We start from the raw sequence: 839 nt of genomic DNA, 5'->3' as shown, positions 1-839 counted from the left end.
TATACACTTCTCCATTTTCTCCATAGAAACATCTAGGATTATTCATATCTTCTTTACCACCCCTAAGCAGTAAGGAGTAAAAATACACATCACAAGGCAAGTTAAAATCTAATCCTAAATCTTTTTCTAAATGCTTGGAATCTATAATGCTGTTGTCTTTGGCAAAGATGGTGATTTTGCTATTGTCTTGCAATATGAGATGAGTAAAGCCAAGAGAAGTATGAGTTAGAATCTTGGAAGTTGGTAAAAGAGTGAATGTGAGATTGAGAATCTTTAAGAGAATCTAGGAATATGATTTTTGTATTTTTATCATTAGATTCTAATACAAGATACGAATCTTTTGTGATATAAGCATTATTGTTTATGGTTAGATTCTGTGTAGTGCTTGTATTATAGGTATCTGCTAGATTCTTAGAGAATCTTGCTTGTCGTTGTTCTTGTCTCTCTTTTTGCCTTTGCTTCTCTCTTAATTCTCTTTCTTACTTTCTTTGTAATTCTTGCAATTTAGATTCTCTTACTTTAGAATCTAATCCTTGTAATGTTTGCTCGAGCTCTTGTTGTTGTTTTTGTAATTTTTGAATTTCTTTTTCTTGTATTTGCTTTCTTATCTGCATTATGGCTTTATAGAGGGATTTTCTTTTATTGAGGTAGTCTTGGGTAAGGGTTTGTTTGTCAGCAATAAAGATAGCATAAAAATCGGATTTGTAGTTATAAAATTCTCTCCAATTTGATTCTTTTAATAACGGCTCTTTATTAGAATCTAAAAGTATATAATCCTCACAGAAAAAGAGGGCTTTAAGGAGGTGTAAGGGAGAATTTGGTGTGAGAGATTCTATATC

The 839-nt window shown here is 31.5% G+C and carries 2 pseudogenes; both read right to left on the bottom strand.

From position 1 onward, the window contains the following. Nucleotides 1-193: pseudogene (locus tag LS81_RS12265) on the bottom strand (hypothetical protein); the annotation flags it as partial. Nucleotides 194-479: 286 nt separating this feature from the next. After that, nucleotides 480-839 (bottom strand): annotated as a pseudogene (locus tag LS81_RS12260) (hypothetical protein); the annotation flags it as partial.

This window comes from Helicobacter trogontum, assembly GCF_000765905.2.
In the GTDB taxonomy this organism is placed as follows: domain Bacteria; phylum Campylobacterota; class Campylobacteria; order Campylobacterales; family Helicobacteraceae; genus Helicobacter_A; species Helicobacter_A trogontum.
This window is presented reverse-complemented; position numbering and strand designations above follow the sequence as displayed.